The organism is Corynebacterium sp. HMSC076G08 (genome assembly GCF_001811515.1).
GTDB lineage: Bacteria > Actinomycetota > Actinomycetes > Mycobacteriales > Mycobacteriaceae > Corynebacterium > Corynebacterium hiratae.
Window position 1 is genome coordinate 1 of the sequence record NZ_KV805014.1, and the last position, 16400, is coordinate 16400.

The window sequence follows — 16400 nt, forward strand, 5'->3', positions numbered from 1 at the left end:
AACGCCGCAGGTCAGCGCGTACAGATGGGTGTACCTTATCGCTACATTAATTGTTAAAGTGTTGCCGCTGATCTATAAAGCCTGTTACTACCTCCTGAAACATGTATCACTGGGGCCTTTCGTGACATGGTATTTTTACGGTGCTGTTGCAAAGTTGGGGCAGTAGAAAGACCGACGTGAAATAATCAGAGCCATGGGCATCTTCTCCGGTCGGCATTTCCCCCGTGACATCATCCTGTGGGCGGTGCGGTGGTACTGCCGCTACGGCGTGAGCTACCGCGACCTCGAAGAAATGATGACCGAGCGGGGTGTGCCAGTCGATCACACCACGATCTACCGCTGGGTGCAGAAATACGCCCCTGAGCTGGATAAGCACACTCGCTGGTACCGGCAGGTACCCGACTGGCAGGCCCGGTCCTGGCGGGTGGATGAGACCTATATCCGGGTCGGCGGCACGTGGTGCTATCTCTACCGGGCTATTACCGCCGGTGGGCAGACCTTAGATTTCTACCTCTCACCAAAACGGAATGTGGCTGCGGCCAAGCGTTTCCTGGCCAAGACGCTGCGATCGAATACGACAGCCGGGTCCCCGCGGGTCATCAACACCGACAAGGCACCAGCTCTGGCCAAGGCGATCTCCGAGCTGAAGGCGGAGGGAATCTGCCCTCAGATGGTGGAGCACCGGCAGGTGAAATACCTGAACAACGTTCTCGAGGGAGATCATGGCCGACTTAAAAGAATCCTGGGACCGAAGGGGGCGTTCAAAAACCGAATTTCCGCCTACCGGACGTTGAAAGGGATGGAAGCGATGCATTCATTACGGAAAGGTCAGGGCACGATGTTTGCTTATGGGCACCCCAATCCGGACGCGGTGATCGTCAACCGGGTCTTCGAGACGGCCTGAGAACGCCGGCACGCAGCGGCCATCAGGAAATGAGAAACTGGGTCGTCACGGCTCTCCGCCCAACTTTGCAACAGCACCTATCATATATAGTACATGCCAGCTAAAGGCTTTCATCTTTACACAGCGTTGGATTTGTACTCGCGCAAGGTTGTGGGATGGACTGTCCAACACCGACAGGAAAAGACCATCGCTACACGCCTGATTGAACAAGTCATTGCTGACCAGGAGCTCAACGGTCACAGCGTTGAAGTCGTACACACCGACAACGGCAAAGTCATGACCTCACACATGATGAAGGACATGCTGGATGAACACGGCGTGCAGCTGTCATTAATTCGGCCGAATGTTTCGAATGACAATCCATTTGAAGAGTCATCACATCGCACAATCAAGCATCACCGCTATGCGTTAGAAACCTATGATGATATCCAGCATGCGCAGAAAGTCATCGGCAGGATTATCGACGAATACAATAACCGTGACCGCCACAGCGGGCTGAATGGATACACACCTAGTGAAGTGTATTCAGGCACGTGGCGTGACATCCTTGAACATCGCCGAGCAAAGGAAACCGTCTACTACGCGACGCACCCGCACCGCAGACCCAGACCCCGGAAATCCGTCTACAAGCCACCACCTAAAACGGTAGAAATCAACAACGGCAAACCCCTAGCGCCCGAGACATCGAGCGCGTAAAGTAACAACCACGTCAAACAGGGGGATGTTCACAACTCAAAGGCAGGCGCCGATCGAGGGCAAAGGGACCAAAGTAAGAGGACCAAACTAGAGGGACCATCAAGCGAGCCTCTCCACATCCCCGGTTGGCGGGTTACTTATACGCCGAGAAGCCCGTAATCTTCTTGCCCATGATGAGGGATTGCACGGTATCGGTGCCCTCGTAGGTGTGCATGGCCTCGATGTCGGCGAAGTGGCGCGCGATGTCGTTTTCCAGCAGGATGCCAACTCCGCCGAGCATGTCGCGAGCATCGGCAGCAATGCGGCGAGCCGCACGCGTGTTGTGGAGCTTTGCCGCCGAGGCCTGCTCTGGGGCCAAGGTGCCCGCGGTTTCTCGCTGAGAAACCTCACGGCACGTCAGCATCATCTGACTAAGATCCAAGACCATGTTGGCCAAGCGCTGCTGAATAATCTGAGCCTTGGCCAGCTCACGGCCAAACTGGACACGCTCCAGCACATAAGAACGAGCAATCTCGTAGCAGGCCACCGCCGAACCGAGTGCCATCCAGGACACGCCAATGCGCGTCGCGGTGAGCACGCGGGAGACGTCCTTGAAGCTGCGGCAGCCCGGAAGCTGGTTGGCGGCAGGAATGCGGCAATCGGTCAACGTGATGTGTGCCTGGTGAATCGCACGCAGAGAGAGCTTGCCCTCGATGACGGTGGCGGAGTAGCCGGGGGTTTCCTGCGGGACGATGAAGCCGCTAACGTTACCGTCTTCCATACGGGCGTAGATGATGGTGATGCCGCCAGAGGCGCCATTGCCAATCCACTTCTTTTCGCCGTTGAGGACCCACTCGTCACCATCGCGAACCGCGGTAGTTTCCAAAGCGATGGAGTCCGATCCGTGTGCGGGCTCGGTCAGGCCGAATGCGCCAAGCAGCGAGCAGCTAGCCATCTGTGGCAAGTACGAAGCCTTCTGTTCCTCCGAGCCCAACATGGCAATGGAGCGCATAGCCAACCCCGCCTGGACCGCAATAACGGTACCCATCGAGGCATCCGCGCGCGTGATTTCCATGAGCGTAAGGCCAGCACCAAGCGTGGACATCTGCTCGTGACCTTCCACAGCCAGGCCATCAGTCATCACATCCAAGGAACCCAAACGCTCCACCAAGTCCAGCGGATACTCAGATGCCTGCCAGTGCTTGTTGATCACCGGGTCGGAGTACTCGCGGAACTGAGCGGCACGTTTCCAGCCAGCAGCATCGGCCTCAGAGAGGTCGTCGAAGACGCCGAGGAAGTCAGTGGTGCGCTCAAAGAGATTGTGGGACATGGTTGCTTCTCCAGGTAATACGAATGACGATTAGCCACAATTGTGACGTGTATCTCGACACCTGTCAAGCAGTTGCCCTGTACACTAACCACCATTAGCTAGAACAGGAGGACGCCCCACCGTGGCCAACCAGAAACGTCGCGACCAAATCGCCGCCGCCGCACTCGACCTCTTTGACCAACGCGGCTATCACGCCACCGGCATGGAGGACATCGCCAAAGCCGTCGGCATGCGCGCCTCCAGCCTGTACAACCACTACTCCTCCAAACAAGAGCTTCTCGCCGAAGTCACCATCACCGCCATGGAGGACCTCCTGCGCGCCAACGCCGCCTGCCTCGCCGGGCTGAGCGATCCCCGCGACAAGCTCGTCGCCACCATGAAAGCCCACGTCATCTACCACGCCACCCACGCCCGGCGCGTCCGCGTGGTCAACAACGAGCTCACCAACCTCGAAGAGCCTCACAAATCCGTCGTCCTGCAACTGCGCCGCGACTATGTCGCACGGTGGATGGCCGTGGTCAACGAGGGAGACTTTCACGCGGAGAACCTCAAAATCGCCTGCTGGGCGCTCATCGATATGGGCATCGGCGTGGCCCAATGGTTCAGCCCCGACGGGGATTACACCGCCGAGGCTTTAGGTGACATGTACGGCCAGTTCGCCCTGCGCCAACTTACCTAGGGTGCACAACCAATCTGCTGCTCTTCCTCACGCCCATCCGGGTACTGCACGCGCACGCGGGAGTAGACCTCGGCGTGGTAGCCGCAGGCCACGCGCTTATCGACGACCACCTTGACCCGATCCTCGCTAAACTCGCCCTCCGCGCAGTTGGGATCACAGTTGTTCTCGATAGCCACGCCGTCTGCCTCCGCGGCATCCGCACCCCAGTGCTGCCATTCAAGCTGGTTGACCAAGTAGTTATTATCCGCACAGGCCAGCGAGATGCGGTCCGGGCCCTCCAGGCCCGTGACGGAGACACAGTCCAAAATGGCCGTGGCATCGATGGTGGTTTCCACGTCTGGGCCTACGAGTCCAACCACGCGCACCAACTGGCCGGTGGCGGGCAGGACGGAGAAGGAGACGCGGTCGGAATCGCGAATCACGGTGACCAGCTGGTCCTCGCCTTCGCCCTCAACGGTGCCGACCTCATTGCCATCCGCCTCCGCCAGCATGTCATAGGCAATCTTCTGCTGCTCGCTACTCAGTCCCGGCTGGAGCAGCAGCTCCAGCGCGCCTAGCGCGCGATTCGGGGCGGAATCCGCCAGCTTCTCCAGCCCGGCGCGGTCGGTAGCAACGACGAGCTCCTCCGGGTTGATGGAGGGCTGCGGGTCGAAGCCCGGCACCTCGCCTTGCGAGGAGACCTCCACGGCACCGCCAGCATCCACCGCATATTCGGTGATTGCCGTGGCATCGCCGAGGGTATCGACACGCTTCATGTATTCCTTCGCGGTCACGCCCTTATCCACGGCATCGGGCTGGGTTGCGGCTGCCTCGCCGGCCTGGGTCAGAATCTCTGCCGCCGAGGCCACCGGCTCCGAATAATTGAGCAGCGGGAAGGCACCGCCGATGAGCGCGAGCACCGCGACGGACGCCGCCGCAATGGTCCACGTGGGGCGGCCCTTCGTGATCTTTGCGAGGGTGTCTTCGGAGCGGGTGAGGGAGGCGTCGTCAAGCGCAGTGTCGGGAACGGGGTTGGCGGCGCGGAGTTTGTCGAGAGAGTTAGACATCGGTTTCTCCTGTGAGTTCGGAAAGGTGGGTGCGTGCGCGGTGCAGGCGAACGCGCACGTTGTTGCGGGAAATGCCGAGGACCTCGGCGATATCGGGATGGTCGAGCCCCTCCCAGGCATGGAGAGTGAGAATTTCGCGCTCGGCGTGCGAGAGCTGCATCAGCGCGCGCGTGATGTCGAGGTTGGCATCGACTGCGTCATAGCCGGCGTAGGACTCCAGCTCGTGATCATCGAGGTTCTCCGTCTCCCGGCGGGTGCGGTAGAACTCGCGCATCACGTTGCGGGCGATGCCATACAGCCACGGCAGCGGCGTGCCGCGCAACGAGTCGAAGCCGGCCCACGCCCGCTCGAAAACGTCGGCCGCCAGCTCTTCGGCATGGCTCGGTGGGACGCGGCGGCGCAGGTAGGCCAGCACCGCCGGATAATGCTCGCGGAACAGGCGGGAGAACTCCCGCTTGCGCGAACCAGGCAAGGTAAGGACAGACACTAATTAACTCCAGATTCCTATTGGGCTCACTGAGTATGTTGCACCAGACGCCCAAGCGTTACAGCGGACTGATCAAATGGTTTACTAAAGGGGATGGAACCTCTCGAGCTCTCCGCCCTGACGGGCACGCAGTCGCGCACCTACGGCACGCGCAAGATCACTAAACACATGATCTCAGCACCTGTGCACGTGGCCATTGCACTGTGGGACGAGCGCTGGGATTCTGCGGAGGACGGGACTATCGACGGCTGGGTCATTGCCGTCAACACCACGAAGACGCGCTTTGTGCGCAAGGGCCAGATCATAAAGGGCGACATCGTTGAGGTGGCCGTCCGCGAGTTGGAGAAGGCCACGAAGAATATTCGGGGGCGCAAGTGGATCGTCACCGGCCGCCGGCAGGCGGCGCTGCGGGCTGCGTTGGAGGAGCGCGGTTACACCGTGACGGGGAGTTTTGCGGAGGAGAATAGGGCGTCGAAAAGCGCCAGCTCCGTGCGGCGCAAGCAGGCCGGCATCACCGCGCGCCGCGCGAAGAAGGAGGGCGAGGCGCCGCGCAAGAAGCAGGTCGTAAAGGTAGAAACGCCGAAAGCGCACTGGTGGCCGAACTTCTCGACGGCCTCCTCCTGGCCGGAGGGCGCTACCGTGCGCATCGCTACGGATGCCTCCTCGGACACGGTATTCAAGGGCTCCATGTGCTTCGTGGCCAGCAATGGCGACTACCGGTTGCGCACGCGCAAGACGACGGCGAGCACCGATGAGCTTGAGCTCGAATCCTTGACGCTCGCACTGAAGTACCTGCTCAAGGTTGGCGCAACCAAGGCGATCATCGAGTCGGACTCCGTCGCCGCCTTGGAGGCGGTGGAGCAGATTCGGACGAAGGGCTCAAAGGCGGTGCGCTCCCGCGGCATGTGGCGGGGGCTATCCTCGGGCTCGCGCTCGCGCTTCCAGCAGGCATGGCACGACGTGGAGGGGATCTGCGAGGTAACCATCCGTCGGGTGATGGGGCATGCGGGTGACCCGCTGAACCGGGCGGCGGACCAGATTGCGTACATGGGCCTGCGCGCAATTGCGCATCCGATGAAGCAATCGCGGGCGACGCTGAAAGAGGGCATCGCGAAGACGCTGGCTAAGCTCTAATTCGGGGTTCGGCGCACTGGTGGCCTAGGGTAAATCGCATGAGCAATCCCTTTGACTCCAATCCTTTTGAGGAGCCGGCCAAGCCTTTCAGCGGCCGTGGAGCGAACCCCTTCGCGGAGCCCGCGCGTGAGGCGTATGCGGCGCCTTCTGCGACTCCGCCTGTGACGCCTTTCGCGGATCCTTTTGCTGAGCCTTTTGCCGAGTCTGAGCACGCATACGCCCCGGCCCCGCTGCAGGACTATTCCCTCGAGCAGCACTCAACGGGCGGCAAGGTTCACCGCTTTTCCGTCTTCAAGGGCCTGCTCAGCCTGTTCTCATTCTTGGTCGGCTTCACCGCGATTACCGATGGCGACGTAGCCTTCGGCCTCGGCTTCGCTTTGCCCGGCGCGTGGTACTTCATCAAGACGCTGCAGCAGAAAGCCAACCCGACCACGCCGCAGAAGCGCCACTGGTTTGTCATTTGGCTCATCGCCATCGTGCTCATGTTCTTCGGTGCCTAGGCCACAAGCCGCCGCCACACGATGCGCAGCAGCGAATGCGGGGTCGCCACTACCTCGCGCAGGTAGTTCCACGGGCGGTCTCTTCGCGGGGTGCCAACACCATGCGTGCGGACCCGAATCCCTAGGTGCCAGGCCCACATGCGGGTGCGCAGCACGTGGAAGTCATTGGTCACAACGCGGAAGTAGCTATAGTCCGGGCACAGCGCATGTGCGCGCTCAAGATTCTCGTTGGTGCTCGTAGCGAGTGGTTCGAGGCGAATCCGCTCCGGATTAACGCCCCGCTCGATGAGGTAGCGCGCCATCGGCTCCGCTTCCCCGTAACCGGATACGATGATCGGCTCCTCCGGCAGCATGCGAGCCATCACCACCGCGCGGTCCAAGCGGCTGCGCAGCAGCGAGCCGGGCTCGCCGCCCTCCACGCGCGCGCCCAACACCAGAAGCGGAAACTGCATGCCCGCTAGCTTAGCGTGCATACTGGTCAGCATGAGTATGTGCGTAGTCGGCTCTTAAGATCAATCTCCCCGGTCGACTTCCCGCTTTATTCGCCGAGGAGCTGGGAACGCAGGTTCTCGTCCTTCTTCTCTACCTCGGCGGCCATGTTCTCCTGGTAGGCCGCCATCTTCTCCACGAGGGCTGGGTCGCCCGCGGAGAGGATGCGCACGGCGAGCAAGCCGGCGTTCTTGGCACCACCGATGGATACGGTGGCCACCGGAACGCCACCCGGCATCTGCACGATGGAAAGCAGCGAATCGAGACCATCGAGATCCTTCAGCGCGCGCGGGATGCCGATGACCGGCAGCGGCGTGGCCGCGGCAACCATGCCCGGCAGGTGGGCCGCACCACCGGCACAAGCGATGATGGCTTTAAGCCCGCGCTCGTGGGCAGACTTGGCATAAGCCAGCATCTTTTCTGGGGTGCGGTGCGCGCTGACGACGCCCACCTCGAAGGGCACGCCGAACTCGGCGAGCACCTCGGCGGCGGGCTTGACGGTGGGCCAGTCGGAATCGGATCCCATGATCAGGCCGACGAGAGGTTCCATGAAAAATCTCCTTCTTTACTAAGGCTTAAGCTCGCTGCGGGCTTAAGCCCACTGCGCGTGGACGAGGAAGTGGGCAGCATCGTGAGCGATGCGGCGGGTTTCCTCCACATCCTCACCGACGACGTTGACGTGGCCGATCTTGCGGCCCGGCTGGTGGTCCTTGCCATAGAGGTGGACCTTCGCCTCTGGGTAGCGCTCCATGACTTCACGGACGCGCTGCGGCATGGGCATCTGCGGATCTTCTTCGGCACCCAGCACATTGGTCATGACGGTGACCGGCGCTAGGGCTGCGGTGGAGCCGAGCGGCAGGTCCAGCACGGCGCGCAAGTGCTGCTCGAACTGGGAGGTCACGCAACCATCCTGGGTCCAGTGGCCGGTGTTGTGTGGGCGCATCGCCAGCTCGTTGACGGCGATGTCTTCTGCCACGCATACTCCCGGCGCACCGGAGGCGGACGCAATGATGGAGCCGGCGTCTTGCTTCGTCGCAAAGGCGAAGAGCTCCACTGCAAGCACGCCAGTCACGCCGAGCTCGGTAGCTACCTTGATGCCTACCTGCATGGCACGCTCTGCCAACTCCGGGGACAGGTTCGGGGCGGGTGCGAACGCTTCTGCACAGATACCATCTCGTTGCACGGACTCGGTGACCGGCCAAGCCTTCACTTCGCCGGAGGGGCGGCGGGCGACGAGCACGGACAGCTCGCGGGTAAGGGCCACTTTTTCCTCAGCCATCAGCGGGGTGCCTGCCGCGAGAAGTTCTTCTACCAGCGGCTCCAGCTCCTCCGCAGAGGGGAACCACACGCCATGGCCGTCGTAGCCGCCGCGGCGGGCTTTGAGGCACACGTGATCGTCGACAAGCGCGGCAAAATCCCGCGCATCCTCCACCGAGTCGATAGCAGCAAAGCGTGGCACCGGGGCGCCCAGCTCGGCCAGCTTCTGGCGCATGAGCAGCTTGTCCTGCGCGTTGAGGAGGGCGGAAGGCTGGGGCTGGACGTTGAGACCGTCGGCGATGAGCGCCTGGACGTGCTCCGTGGGGACGTGCTCGTGCTCAAAAGTAATCGCGTCCGCGCCTTCCGCAGCGGCGGTGAGCACGTCGAGATCGTGGTAGTCACCGAGCACCACGTCCGGAATCACCTGTGCGGCGGACTTGTCTGGCGCGGAGGCCAGCACGCGCAGGTGGATATCGAGCTCAGCCGCGGCCGGCTGCATCATGCGTGCAAGCTGGCCGTCTCCATAAACAGTAACGAGGGGTTTGTGTTGTTCACTCACTCTTTCAATACTAGCCTTGGGGCCATGATCGTCCGGCATACCATCTTTCAGAACTCCCTCATGACCGCGCTGTTGGATGGCATTTACGACGGCGAAATGACCATCGGCGAGCTCTTGGGCAAGGGCAATTTCGGCATCGGCACCTTCGATGCGCTGGACGGGGAGATGATTATCCTCGACGGCGTGTGCTACCAGCTGCGCGGCGATGGCACCGCCACGGTGGCGGACTTGGACCAGGGAACCCCCTTCGCGGTGGTCACGAACTTTGTCCCCCGTATTAAGGTGGCCGCGCCCACAGGATTAAAGCGCGAGGAGCTTTCGGCCTTCATCGATGAGGTCGAGCCTTCCGCCAACTACATGTACGCGGTGCGTATCACCGGACGCTTCAGCAACGTAGTTACCCGCACGGTGGTCAAGCAGAGCAAGCCTTATCCACCGATGGCTCAGGCGGTGGGCGGCGATAAGGAGCTGCGCTTTGACGACGTCGAGGGCGTCATCGGCGGTTTCCGCACGCCGGTCTTTGAGAAGGGAATCTCCGTTCCCGGATGCCACGTACACTTTATCGACGCCGAGCGCACCTCCGGCGGGCACGTGCTGGACTACACGGTAGATGAGGCCACCATTGAGCTCTGCCCCGGAACGGACCTCGACCTGCGCCTGCCACTGACCCACGAGTTCCGCTCCGCCAACCTGGCACCTGATGACCTAGACCAGCAGCTGCACACGACAGAGATTAAGGACTAACCCCACACCGGCTGTTCGTTAAGGATGCCCTCGACGTACTTGGCTTTGGGGATGGACGGAAAATACATCGGCTTCTCATAGCCATGGAGTGCCAGCGAAATCCCGCCGCGGCGGCGACGCGCGCCGCGGATATCGGTGAGCGGGATCGAATCAACGCGCTTGCCCTCGCGGGCGATGACGCGCAGGTTGGTCACGATGAAGCGCTTGCGGCGGGCCTTGGCAAGGGGCACGATGAAGCGCCAGACGGCAAGCAGGGCCCATAAAGCTACTAAGCCATTGCGAATCGCCAAGTCAATGCCGTTATAGTCACACCAGCCGATGGCAATCCAGCACACACCCGTGACGACGACGAGCTCTAAAAAGGGAAAGAGCAGTGTCCGAAACGGGGCGGTCATGTCCGCGCGCACAACCTCGCCGCGGCCCATCTGCATGAGGTTCATGGGGCACATGGTACCTACCTTCCCACTCGTTCCACGGTCCTCCCCCGCTACCCGAGCGTGAGGGGTGACCGCCTCCTAGCCTCGGCAATCCGGCGGCCCGGCGCGGCATCGCACATGGCATTTCCTAAAAGGCATCAGTCGAAAGGCGTCCTTGCCCCTGAAAACACCATCTGTCGGCCTGCAAAAGGCGTCTTTGGGAGTAAAGACGCCTTTTGACTAATGCCTTCTGACAGACGCCTTGCGAAAAGCGCCATGCGGGATTGTGACAACCTAGCGCGTTCCACCGGGGTTACCTCTCCTCGCAGATGGGGCCAGTGCACGGAAATTTCTAGACCTCACGACTAGCGCACGACGACTAGCGCACGACACAAAACCCTTGACAGCGGGAAAGGCCGGCAGTAGGTTGAGAAACACCTATGCAATCGATTGCACTAGAGGCCACAGGAAGGAGGATTTCATGACTGGAGCCACATTAAAAGATATTGCCGCTGCGGCCGGGGTTTCAGTTTCCACCGCCTCGCGTTCCCTTGCCGGAAATCCTGCTATCTCCGAGAAAACACGGGCAAAGGTAATGAGCATTGCGCAACAGCTCAATTATTTGCCCAACGCTCAGGCACGAGCCTTGAGAAACTCTCGGTCCGACGCCATAGGGCTCATCATCCCCAACTTGGACAATGCCTATTTTGCTGCCATGGCCGCTGCAGTGGAAGAAGAAGCGAATAAGCGCAAACTCTCGACCATAATTACCAGTTGCGGAGAAGACCCAGAGCGCCTAACCAAGGCCCTCGACACCCTCTCCCAACGCCAGGTAGACGGAATCATCAGTGTCCCGCTCGAAGGTGCAGAAGATGCACTGCAGCGCGCGGCGGAATCTCGCCCACTGATACTCATCGATCGTTCTCTTAAAAACCTCCCAGCCGTGGTCTCAAACCCAATTACCGGGATACATGCGGCCGTGGCCCAGCTCAAGAGCAAGGGACACACGTCAATTGGGTATCTCTCTGGCCCCCAAGAAACGTCCACCGGACGCGAGCGCCTCAACGCATTCAAGGACGCAACAACCGGAATGGATATCCACATCCATCACGGCAGCTTCCGCCACCGATCTGGATACAAGGGCGCCATCGCGCTTCTTCAAGAAGGCGTCACAGCCATAGTCGCAGGCGATTCCATGATGACCGCAGGCGCGCTAGAAGCTTGCCATAACGCTGGCAAAAGAATTGGTGAAGAAATCGCACTAGTTGGCTTCGATGACTTCATCTTTTTACGTTTCCAACCAGCGCCAATCTCTGTCATAGACCAGAACGTTACGCGCATGGGAGAAGAAGCTACCGCTCGCTTGGTTGACGCAATTGATAACAAGCGGCAGCCCGAATCGACGGTCATCGATACCCGCTATATCCCACGAATGTCCACCGCCTACCGATTCCCTGGAGAACTCACATGAGTGAAACCGTCCTAAAACTTGAAGGCGTAACCAAGTCCTTCGGCCCCGTTGATGTCATTAAAGGGGTCGACCTCAACGTTCGGCGAGGCCAAGTTCAAGCCCTTTTGGGCGAAAACGGCGCCGGTAAGTCCACGCTCATCAAAATGATTGCGGGCGTACACGAACCGGACTCTGGCCGCATACTAGTAGATGGCAAAGAAGTTAGAATCCCCGATACTAAGGCCTCCGAGGCCCTCGGTATCGCCACTATTCACCAAGAACTCAACTTGGTGCCGACTATGTCGGTAGCTGAAAACATTGTGCTCGGTCGCACTCCGCAACGCTACGGACTTGTCAACCGCAAGCATCTCAAGGCTCAAGCACAAGCAGCCCTACACCTCATCGGACTTGATGTTGACTTGGATACTCCGGTGGGTGAGTTGGGCGTCGCCAAGCAGCAGCTGGTTGAGATCGCCAAAGCCCTTTCCATGAATGCGCGCATCCTTATCTTGGATGAACCCACAGCCGCGTTGACCGGCAAAGAAGTCGATGCGCTCTTTACAGTTCTCGAAGGACTCAAAGCAAAAGGCGTGGCGATGGTGTTTATCAGCCACCACCTGGATGAACTGGCACGGATCGCGGAGACCATTTGCGTACTGCGCGATGGTGCCTTCATCGCCGAGGTCCCTTCCGATACAGATGAGGATGAACTGGTCCGGCTGATGGTCGGTCGCAGTATCGAAAACCAGTACCCGCGCGACACTCCGCCCGAGCGCGGCGATGTCTTGCTTGAAGTTGCAGGCCTGACTACACAAGGTTCGTTTCAGGACATCTCCTTCGAGGTCCACTCCGGCGAAGTTGTCGGTCTCGCCGGACTTGTCGGCGCTGGCCGCACGGAGATCATTCGTGCCATTGCTGGCGCAGACACCTACGATTCAGGATCCATTCGTGTGAATGGCCAAGAACTTCGAGGCGGCGACATCGGCGCCGCAATTCGCGCCGGGGTGGGACATATCCCCGAGGACCGGAAAGCACAGGCGCTAGTCCTGGATGCTTCGGTAGCAGACAATCTCGGTTTCGCGACGCTCTACCCCACCGCTAGAGCTGGGATTGCGGACCGTTCTGGCCAACATCGGCGTGCGGGAGAAGTGGCAGAAAAACTTCGTATACGCATGTCCGGGCTTGACCAGGCTATCCGCAATCTCTCCGGCGGAAACCAGCAAAAGGCAGTCTTCGGCCGGTGGGTCCTCGCCAACTCAAAAGTTCTCTTACTCGATGAGCCAACCCGCGGCGTCGACGTAGGCGCCAAGGTCGAAATCTACAACATCATTAACGAGGTTACGGCAGCCGGTGGCGCGGTCCTCATGGCTTCCTCTGATCTACCAGAGGTACTTGGAATGTCTGACCGGATCCTCGTCATGTCAGGGGGCCAACTTGCCGGGCAACTGCCAAAAGACTCCACTCAAGACGAGGTCATGACCCTCGCCGTAGCCAACGTAACTTCAGCAACCTCCGCTGCCGCTACTAACTCCGCTAGCCACGACCCCAAGGATTAATTATGACCAAGAATCGTGTAACCAACTGGGCTCTGAACAATGGCGCTCTCGTCGGCCTCATCGCGCTGTGCATAGCGCTTTTCATCGCCACCCCGTATTTTTTAACCGTAACGAATCTACTTAACGTAGGCATCCAGGCAGCTACCGTGGCCATCCTAGCTTTCGGCATGACCTTCGTTATTGTTACCGCGGGAATCGACCTTTCTGTCGGTTCTGTAGCCGCTCTTGGCGCTATGGTGTCGGCCTATATGTTCTCCACTGCTGGGCTTCCGGGCTGGCTGACTCTCCTCATTGGTCTCGGTGTGGGTGCCTTGGCGGGCGCTATCTGTGGAATGGCCACTGCGTGGGGAAAGATTCCCTCCTTCATTGCAACACTGGCAATGATGTCTATTGCGCGTGGCCTAACCCTCGTCATCTCGCAAGGCTCTCCCATTGAGACCGCGCCTTCGGTCAACTTCTTTGGCAGCGACGTCGCCGGCCTCCCCGTGCCCATCATCATGATGGTGATCGCTGGGCTCCTCTGTTGGTTCATCCTCGAGCGCACTGTGCTCGGTCGTTCCATGTACGCGATCGGAGGAAATCTCGAAGCAGCTCGCCTCTCCGGTCTCCCAGTCAAGCGCATCCAGATCGCAGTTTTCGCGCTTTCTGGGTTCTTCGCAGCGTGGGCAGGCATGGTTATGGCGGGCCGACTCGAATCTGCGCAACCGCAAGCAGGCACCGGTTATGAGCTGGATGCCATCGCCGCAGTCGTCATCGGTGGTGCCTCGCTGTCTGGTGGACAAGGCAAAGCAACGGGGACTCTGGTTGGCGCTATTTTGCTGGCTGTCATCCGAAACGGCCTCAACCTCCTCAATGTTTCCTCCTTCTGGCAGCAAATCGTCATCGGTTTAGTCATCGCGTTGGCCGTGGGCTTCGACGTCTTCCGCAATAAGACGGCCAACTAAGGAGCGCCTCATGAAAAAGATCATTTCTGCAGTTCTCGTTGCCGTTCTTGCTTTGGGTTTGGTCTCATGCAACCGCTCGGAGGAAGACCGTCAGCGCATAACTCTTGCGCTATCAACCCAGACAAACCCCTTCTTCGTTGAGCTACGCCATGGCGCACAGGACAAGGCCAAAGAACTCGGAGTCCCCCTCGATATCCAAGACGCCTCGGATGATCCTGCTCAGCAAGTCAATCAACTCGGCAACGCTACGTCGATGGGCGCGAAAGTGGTGGTTGTTAACCCCACAGACTCCGATGCTGTAGCTCCAGCAGTACGCGGAATCAAGAACAATGGTGTCCCTGTGGTCGGTGTAGACCGCGACGTTAACGGCGTAGATTTGGATTCCATGGTTGCCTCCGACAATGTCGCCGGCGGTGCCCAAGCAGCAGATCAACTGGCCAAATCCATCGGCGAGGAAGGTGACATCCTCATCCTGCAGGGCACCGCAGGTACGTCGGCCTCGCGCGAACGTGGCAAGGGCTTCGAGTCACAGATTGCCAAGTACCCGGGCATCAAGGTGGTTGCTAAACAGTCGGCAAATTTTGATCGTACAGAGGGGCTCAATGTAGCCACCAACCTTTTGCAAGCCAACCCGAACATCAAGGCCATCTTTGCGGAGAACGATGAAATGGCCCTTGGCGCCATCGAAGCCCTGGGATCGCGCGCTGGTTCCGAGGTCAAGATCGTGGCCTTTGACGGTACTTTCGACGGACTTAAGGCTGTCAAGGACGGCAAGCTGGAAGCTACTATCGCTCAGCAACCAGCCGAGCTCGGTGCCCGCGCCATCGAGCAAGCCGCACAACTCCTGCATGGTGAAAAGGCACAGAAATCTGTCCCCGTAGAAGTCATCACCGTTACCCGCGACAACGTAGAGGAATTCCAATGAGCAAGTTAACTGTCGTCGGTTCTATCAATGCCGATCTCATCGTCCACGCCGAGCGCCACCCTCAGCCCGGTGAGACCCTGCTGGGTTCTGGCGGTGAAATCCTAGCCGGGGGCAAGGGCGCAAACCAGGCAGTGGCCGCGGCCCAACTTGGTGCGCATGTCGCTTTCGTTGGCGCCGTAGGGTCTGATCCCTATGCGGAACCCGCTATGCATTACATGCGGACCTCGGGTATCGATCTCAGTGCAGTAGAGCAGGTAGACACCAATACTGGCCTCGCTGTCATCACTGTTTCCGCCGACGGCGAGAACACCATCGTCATTTCCCCCGGCGCTAACGCTCAAGTCGACTCAGATTTTGTCGCCGCTCGCGCCTCCACCATCGCCGATGCCGACATTGTTCTCCTACAAGGTGAAATCCCTGCTTCCGGTTTTCAAGCCGCAGTAGAACACAGCAATGGACGCGTCGTGGTTAACCTCGCCCCTGTTGTCCAAGTCGACCGTGAAAGCCTGCTGCAAGCCAATCCGCTTCTTGCCAATGAGCACGAGGCTGGTCTCATTTTAGAGCAGCTCGGTCTTCCCTCCGATGGCACCCCTCACGAGCTTGCTCACCGACTTATTGAGGCTGGCTTCCGCTCCGTAGTCTTAACCCTTGGCGCGCGTGGAGCGTACGTAGCCACCCCAGAAGGCGGCACGGATATACCTACCCCACGCGTGACCACCATAGATACCACCGGTGCTGGCGACGCCTTCGCCGGCGCGTTGTGCTCCCGACTCTTGCAGGGCGACTCACTCATCGATGCGGCCTCATTCGCTGCCCGCGTCGGAGCTTTCGCTACAACCGGCAATGGAGCACAGCCTTCTTACCCAACTACTTCTTCACGCTTACCGGAGGTGGACAATGCGTAAATCTGGAATCCTCAACCCTGCACTCGCCAGCGCCGTTGCTCGCCTTGGGCACACCGATACTTTCGTCATCGCGGATTGCGGGCTTCCCATACCGCAGGATGTGACAGTTATTGATTTGACGTTAACCTTTGGCATCCCTTCCTTCGGCGATACGCTTTCCGCGTTACTCGCCGAAGTAGTAGTAGAGGCAGCCACGATTGCGGATTCCACTCCGCCAGAGGTTCGGACGCTGCTTCCCAGCATCCCACTTACGGAAGTCGCGCACGAGGAGCTCAAACGTCAAGTCGCCGACGCCTCTTTCGTGGTGCGCACTGGGTCAACAACGCCGTTTTCCAATGTGATCTTTCGCTCCGGCGTGCCCTTTTAAAACACCTTTCGATCCTTCCAAAAAGCACGCACT

19 protein-coding genes are annotated in these 16400 nt (G+C 59.7%); 12 read left to right on the forward strand and 7 right to left on the reverse strand.

The window, feature by feature from the left end:
• Window positions 1-193 precede the first annotated feature (193 nt).
• Both HMPREF2806_RS02345 and HMPREF2806_RS02350 read left to right on the forward strand, forming a co-directional pair.
• Complete coding sequence (locus HMPREF2806_RS02345) at window positions 194-904, forward strand: IS6 family transposase (RefSeq protein WP_070515977.1); 711 nt, start codon at window positions 194-196, stop codon at window positions 902-904.
• Between the two features lie 93 nt (window positions 905-997).
• Window positions 998-1600 (forward strand): DDE-type integrase/transposase/recombinase, encoded by a 603-nt coding sequence (locus HMPREF2806_RS02350; protein WP_070523112.1) that lies wholly within the window; start codon window positions 998-1000, stop codon window positions 1598-1600.
• 133 nt (window positions 1601-1733) lie between these two features.
• Here the strand turns inward: HMPREF2806_RS02350 and HMPREF2806_RS02355 are convergent, their stop codons facing one another.
• Window positions 1734-2909, reverse strand: a complete 1176-nt coding sequence (locus HMPREF2806_RS02355; protein WP_070515979.1) for an acyl-CoA dehydrogenase family protein — start codon at window positions 2907-2909, stop codon at window positions 1734-1736.
• A 121-nt stretch (window positions 2910-3030) separates the two neighbouring features.
• On the opposite strand from HMPREF2806_RS02355, the gene HMPREF2806_RS02360 reads away from it, so the two are divergent.
• Window positions 3031-3588 (forward strand): TetR/AcrR family transcriptional regulator, encoded by a 558-nt coding sequence (locus HMPREF2806_RS02360; protein ID WP_070515980.1) that lies wholly within the window; start codon window positions 3031-3033, stop codon window positions 3586-3588.
• Here the strand turns inward: HMPREF2806_RS02360 and HMPREF2806_RS02365 are convergent.
• Window positions 3585-4634, reverse strand: coding sequence for a hypothetical protein (locus HMPREF2806_RS02365; protein WP_070515981.1), 1050 nt, complete (start codon window positions 4632-4634; stop codon window positions 3585-3587). The two genes, HMPREF2806_RS02360 and HMPREF2806_RS02365, sit on opposite strands and share 4 nt — an antisense overlap.
• Window positions 4627-5121 carry an RNA polymerase sigma factor gene (locus HMPREF2806_RS02370; RefSeq protein ID WP_046647003.1) on the reverse strand — a complete coding sequence of 165 codons (495 nt, stop codon included), beginning with the start codon at window positions 5119-5121 and terminating at the stop codon, window positions 4627-4629. The genes HMPREF2806_RS02365 and HMPREF2806_RS02370 overlap by 8 nt, the downstream gene beginning before the upstream one ends.
• Before the next feature lie 93 nt (window positions 5122-5214).
• Between HMPREF2806_RS02370 and HMPREF2806_RS02375 the strand changes: the two genes are divergently transcribed.
• Together HMPREF2806_RS02375 and HMPREF2806_RS02380 are read left to right on the forward strand one after the other, a co-directional pair.
• A complete protein-coding gene (locus HMPREF2806_RS02375; RefSeq protein WP_070515984.1) occupies window positions 5215-6255 on the forward strand; it encodes a ribonuclease HI in 1041 nt (346 codons plus the stop codon).
• 38 nt (window positions 6256-6293) lie between these two features.
• On the forward strand, window positions 6294-6755 hold the full coding sequence (locus HMPREF2806_RS02380) for a hypothetical protein (protein WP_049156335.1): 462 nt from the start codon (window positions 6294-6296) through the stop codon (window positions 6753-6755).
• On the opposite strand, the gene HMPREF2806_RS02385 is transcribed toward HMPREF2806_RS02380, so the two are convergent.
• From HMPREF2806_RS02385 to HMPREF2806_RS02395, 3 genes are all read right to left on the reverse strand, one after another.
• Window positions 6752-7207: a YdcF family protein gene (locus HMPREF2806_RS02385; RefSeq protein WP_070516035.1), complete on the reverse strand. Its 456-nt coding sequence runs from the start codon at window positions 7205-7207 to the stop codon at window positions 6752-6754. The two genes, HMPREF2806_RS02380 and HMPREF2806_RS02385, sit on opposite strands and share 4 nt — an antisense overlap.
• A gap of 86 nt (window positions 7208-7293) precedes the next feature.
• Window positions 7294-7794, reverse strand: coding sequence for a 5-(carboxyamino)imidazole ribonucleotide mutase (gene purE / locus HMPREF2806_RS02390; RefSeq protein WP_046647007.1), 501 nt, complete (start codon window positions 7792-7794; stop codon window positions 7294-7296).
• A gap of 42 nt (window positions 7795-7836) precedes the next feature.
• Window positions 7837-9099 carry a 5-(carboxyamino)imidazole ribonucleotide synthase gene (locus tag HMPREF2806_RS02395; RefSeq protein WP_070515986.1) on the reverse strand — a complete coding sequence of 421 codons (1263 nt, stop codon included), beginning with the start codon at window positions 9097-9099 and terminating at the stop codon, window positions 7837-7839.
• On the opposite strand from HMPREF2806_RS02395, the gene budA reads away from it, so the two are divergent.
• Window positions 9085-9804: an acetolactate decarboxylase gene (budA, locus tag HMPREF2806_RS02400; protein ID WP_070515988.1), complete on the forward strand. Its 720-nt coding sequence runs from the start codon at window positions 9085-9087 to the stop codon at window positions 9802-9804. The genes HMPREF2806_RS02395 and budA overlap by 15 nt on opposite strands.
• On the opposite strand, the gene HMPREF2806_RS02405 is transcribed toward budA, so the two are convergent.
• Window positions 9801-10244, reverse strand: a complete 444-nt coding sequence (locus HMPREF2806_RS02405) for a hypothetical protein (protein WP_070516038.1) — start codon at window positions 10242-10244, stop codon at window positions 9801-9803. The genes budA and HMPREF2806_RS02405 overlap by 4 nt on opposite strands.
• 457 nt (window positions 10245-10701) lie before the next feature.
• On the opposite strand from HMPREF2806_RS02405, the gene HMPREF2806_RS02410 reads away from it, so the two are divergent.
• The 6 genes from HMPREF2806_RS02410 to rbsD are packed head-to-tail and all read left to right on the forward strand — an operon-like array spanning window position 10702 to window position 16367.
• Window positions 10702-11691: a LacI family DNA-binding transcriptional regulator gene (locus HMPREF2806_RS02410; protein WP_046647010.1), complete on the forward strand. Its 990-nt coding sequence runs from the start codon at window positions 10702-10704 to the stop codon at window positions 11689-11691.
• The gene (locus HMPREF2806_RS02415; protein WP_049156342.1) at window positions 11688-13226 is read left to right on the forward strand and encodes a sugar ABC transporter ATP-binding protein; all 1539 of its coding nucleotides are present in this window, start codon (window positions 11688-11690) and stop codon (window positions 13224-13226) included. Before HMPREF2806_RS02410 ends, HMPREF2806_RS02415 begins: the two co-directional genes overlap by 4 nt.
• A gap of 2 nt (window positions 13227-13228) precedes the next feature.
• Entirely contained in the window at window positions 13229-14170 is a 942-nt protein-coding gene (locus HMPREF2806_RS02420; protein ID WP_046647012.1) for an ABC transporter permease, read from the forward strand.
• Window positions 14171-14180: 10 nt separating this feature from the next.
• Window positions 14181-15095: a D-ribose ABC transporter substrate-binding protein gene (locus tag HMPREF2806_RS02425; RefSeq protein ID WP_070515990.1), complete on the forward strand. Its 915-nt coding sequence runs from the start codon at window positions 14181-14183 to the stop codon at window positions 15093-15095.
• Entirely contained in the window at window positions 15092-16000 is a 909-nt protein-coding gene (locus HMPREF2806_RS02430) for a ribokinase (RefSeq protein ID WP_049156354.1), read from the forward strand. Before HMPREF2806_RS02425 ends, HMPREF2806_RS02430 begins: the two co-directional genes overlap by 4 nt.
• Entirely contained in the window at window positions 15993-16367 is a 375-nt protein-coding gene (rbsD, locus tag HMPREF2806_RS02435; RefSeq protein ID WP_049156355.1) for a D-ribose pyranase, read from the forward strand. Before HMPREF2806_RS02430 ends, rbsD begins: the two co-directional genes overlap by 8 nt.
• Window positions 16368-16400 lie beyond the last annotated feature (33 nt).

Excerpts from the sequence above, each read along its gene's own strand:
- HMPREF2806_RS02375 (WP_070515984.1), top strand. The coding sequence starts at position 5,215 with ATGGAACCTCTCGAGCTCTCCGCCCTGACGGGCACGCAGTCGCGCACC.
- rbsD (WP_049156355.1), top strand. The coding sequence starts at position 15,993 with ATGCGTAAATCTGGAATCCTCAACCCTGCACTCGCCAGCGCCGTTGCT.
- HMPREF2806_RS02380 (WP_049156335.1), top strand. The coding sequence starts at position 6,294 with ATGAGCAATCCCTTTGACTCCAATCCTTTTGAGGAGCCGGCCAAGCCT.
- HMPREF2806_RS02410 (WP_046647010.1), top strand. The coding sequence starts at position 10,702 with ATGACTGGAGCCACATTAAAAGATATTGCCGCTGCGGCCGGGGTTTCA.
- HMPREF2806_RS02425 (WP_070515990.1), top strand. The coding sequence starts at position 14,181 with ATGAAAAAGATCATTTCTGCAGTTCTCGTTGCCGTTCTTGCTTTGGGT.
- HMPREF2806_RS02415 (WP_049156342.1), top strand. The coding sequence starts at position 11,688 with ATGAGTGAAACCGTCCTAAAACTTGAAGGCGTAACCAAGTCCTTCGGC.
- HMPREF2806_RS02430 (WP_049156354.1), top strand. The coding sequence starts at position 15,092 with ATGAGCAAGTTAACTGTCGTCGGTTCTATCAATGCCGATCTCATCGTC.
- HMPREF2806_RS02385 (WP_070516035.1), bottom strand. The coding sequence starts at position 7,207 with ATGCAGTTTCCGCTTCTGGTGTTGGGCGCGCGCGTGGAGGGCGGCGAG.
- HMPREF2806_RS02365 (WP_070515981.1), bottom strand. The coding sequence starts at position 4,634 with ATGTCTAACTCTCTCGACAAACTCCGCGCCGCCAACCCCGTTCCCGAC.
- HMPREF2806_RS02395 (WP_070515986.1), bottom strand. The coding sequence starts at position 9,099 with ATGCCGGACGATCATGGCCCCAAGGCTAGTATTGAAAGAGTGAGTGAA.
- HMPREF2806_RS02355 (WP_070515979.1), bottom strand. The coding sequence starts at position 2,909 with ATGTCCCACAATCTCTTTGAGCGCACCACTGACTTCCTCGGCGTCTTC.
- HMPREF2806_RS02345 (WP_070515977.1), top strand. The coding sequence starts at position 194 with ATGGGCATCTTCTCCGGTCGGCATTTCCCCCGTGACATCATCCTGTGG.
- budA (WP_070515988.1), top strand. The coding sequence starts at position 9,085 with ATGATCGTCCGGCATACCATCTTTCAGAACTCCCTCATGACCGCGCTG.
- HMPREF2806_RS02420 (WP_046647012.1), top strand. The coding sequence starts at position 13,229 with ATGACCAAGAATCGTGTAACCAACTGGGCTCTGAACAATGGCGCTCTC.
- HMPREF2806_RS02405 (WP_070516038.1), bottom strand. The coding sequence starts at position 10,244 with ATGAACCTCATGCAGATGGGCCGCGGCGAGGTTGTGCGCGCGGACATG.
- purE (WP_046647007.1), bottom strand. The coding sequence starts at position 7,794 with ATGGAACCTCTCGTCGGCCTGATCATGGGATCCGATTCCGACTGGCCC.
- HMPREF2806_RS02350 (WP_070523112.1), top strand. The coding sequence starts at position 998 with ATGCCAGCTAAAGGCTTTCATCTTTACACAGCGTTGGATTTGTACTCG.